The sequence below is a fragment of the Paracoccus sp. (in: a-proteobacteria) genome (genome assembly GCF_035556475.1).
GTDB lineage: Bacteria > Pseudomonadota > Alphaproteobacteria > Rhodobacterales > Rhodobacteraceae > Paracoccus.
Window position 1 is genome coordinate 1 of record NZ_DATMFA010000005.1, and the last position, 2,338, is coordinate 2,338.

Annotated in this window: 2 protein-coding genes and 1 pseudogene; 1 reads left to right on the top strand and 2 read right to left on the bottom strand. The window is 62.4% G+C overall.

What is annotated here, in order from left to right:
- Positions 1-420, top strand: a 420-nt coding sequence (locus tag VNQ78_RS00420) for a hypothetical protein (RefSeq protein ID WP_325685435.1), incomplete at its 5' end; no start/stop codon positions are given.
- Positions 421-581: 161 nt separating this feature from the next.
- Here VNQ78_RS00420 and VNQ78_RS00425 read toward each other — a convergent pair.
- Positions 582-1,952 (bottom strand): IS1182 family transposase, encoded by a 1,371-nt coding sequence (locus VNQ78_RS00425; protein WP_325685437.1) that lies wholly within the window; start codon positions 1,950-1,952, stop codon positions 582-584.
- A gap of 100 nt (positions 1,953-2,052) precedes the next feature.
- Positions 2,053-2,338 (bottom strand): annotated as a pseudogene (locus VNQ78_RS00430) (ketol-acid reductoisomerase); the annotation flags it as partial.

Below are 2,338 nucleotides of genomic sequence, written 5' to 3' on the forward strand. Positions count from 1 at the left end.
GGGGCTTTTTTCCTTATGGAGCATTTCATGCGTAGATGGATTTCACTCGCGCTTTTGATCAGCAGCATTTCAATTGCGGGCGGATTGCAGCCCCTGCCCGCGCAGGCCGGTATGGCCAAGGGGATCGCAACAAGGTCAATCCAGACGACCAACCCCAACCTGATCAAGGTTCAGGATTATACTGGTCAGGAGTACCATTACAAATATCCGCAGAGGGCACAGCGCCTCACCTATGAAGAGGCGATGCAGCGAGCAACCCCTCTTGCCCGTACGCCCACTCCCCGGCCATCGCCGCAACACGACCTGTTTGTCGTCGAGCCGTACGTCGTTGAGCCACCCGTCACCCGCCAGAGGGTGAACGTGAAGCACCCGTGCGCTGCACATCCATCTGGTCATTGCGGAACCTCTGTCTACAAGTAAGTGCTGCGTTCCAGCAGCCCCACATAAAAAAGGCGGCGTCCGAAGACGCCGCCCAGACCGCTGACAAACCCGCCGATTTTTTTTGGCGGGTTTTTCGTTTGGAGCGGGAAGGCGTCGCTGCGGGCGTTGACGCAGAGAAGATGAAGAAGGAGCCCGCGGGCTCACGCCCCGGCCATGTGTGGTTTCCGGGTGAGTGCCAGGGCGATCTTCTTCATGTTCTGGCTGGCGGCTGCCAGCAGGCATTGCCACGTTACCTTCATGAGGCCGCGGAACCGCGCATAACGGTGCCCGTGCAGCTGTTTGGCATCCGCAAACGAGCGCTCCACCGTCTCCTTGCGCCGCTTGTAGATCGCCTTGCCCCACGGTGTCTTGCGGTAACTGTCCGTCCGCTCGCGCGCCTCCGCCCACACATGCCGCGTGATGGTGCGCACCGCCTTCGCATTGCTGGTGCAGGAGGTCCGCAACGGGCAGTCGCGGCAATGGGCGGGATCGGAGCGGTAGTGCCGGTAGCCGTTGCGGTCGGTGGTGGCATAGCCAAGCAACTGGCCCGCCGGGCAGCGGTAGCCATCGGCGTCCTTCTGGTAGACGAACCTCGACTTGCGCATCATGCCCTCGCGCGGCGGCGTCGGATTGCGATAACCGGTGACGCCAAGGATCTGGCGTTCCTCCAGCCCCCGGGCGATGCCTGCCGTGGCGTAGCCGGCATCAAGCCCCACCGCCCGCACATCGAAGCCGAAGCGCGCCCGCTGGCGGTCGAGCCGCTCCAGATAGACGATCGAGTCATGCACGCTGGCCGGCGTCACATGGGTATCGGTGATGATCGCGTGGCGCCCGTCGACTGTCCGGTGGTCGAGATAGAAGAAGCCCTTCGGCTTGCCCTCGCGCACCATGTAGCCGGCGTCCGGATCGGTGCGGCTGACCTTGGTCTCCTTCACCACCGCCTCGCGGGGCTTTTCCTTCAGCGGCTTCTGACCGTGCATGGCGCGTTCGGCTTCGATCGCCCGGTCGAGCTCTGCCCAATAATCGGCGCGCGACTTGGCGATCATCGCCAGGTCGTACTTGCCCTTGTTGGCATTGGCCTTCAGGTGTGTCGAGTCGGTGTAGAGAACGGCGCCGTCCACCAGGCCATGGGCGATCGCCTGTTCGACGATGGCGTCGAAGATGTCCTGCGCCACCGTCGTGCCGTTGAAGCGCCGCCTGCGGTTCTGGCTCAGCGTTGAGGCGTCGAACACAGGATCGGTGAGCTTCAGCCGCAGGAACCAGCGGTAGGCGACATTGACCTCGATCTCGCGCACAAGCTGGCGCTCCGAGCGGATGCCAAACAGGTAGCCGACGAACAGCGCCTTGAACATCAGCGTCGGATCGAGCGGCGGGCGGCCATTGTCGGCGCAGTAGAGCCCCGCCACGCGGTCATGGATGAAGGAGAAGTCGATCACCGCGTCGATCTTGCGCAGCAGGTGATCTGCTGGAACAAGGCTCTCGAGCGTCACCATCTCGATCGCCGTCTGAACTGGAGCAGGTTTCTTCAACATGCCCCAGTGAATCAAAAACCTCCGGCTAACGCCAGAGGTTTGTCAGCAATCTGGGCGGCGTCCGAAGACGCCGCCCTTTCTTTCAGGTCTGTGAGCCGAATTAGTTGCGGTCCTTGTCGACCAGCTTGTTCTTGGAAATCCACGGCATCATGCCGCGCAGCTTTGCGCCGACTTCCTCGATCTGGTGGGAGTCGTTCAGGCGGCGGGTCGCCTTGAAGCGAGCTGCACCCGAATGCCACTCCTGCATCCACTCGGCGGTGAAGCGGCCGGTCTGGATGTCCTTCAGGACGCGCTTCATCTCGGCCTTGGTCTCGTCGGTGATGATGCGCGGGCCGGTGACATATTCGCCCCACTCGGCCGTGTTGGAGATCGAGTAGTTCATGTTG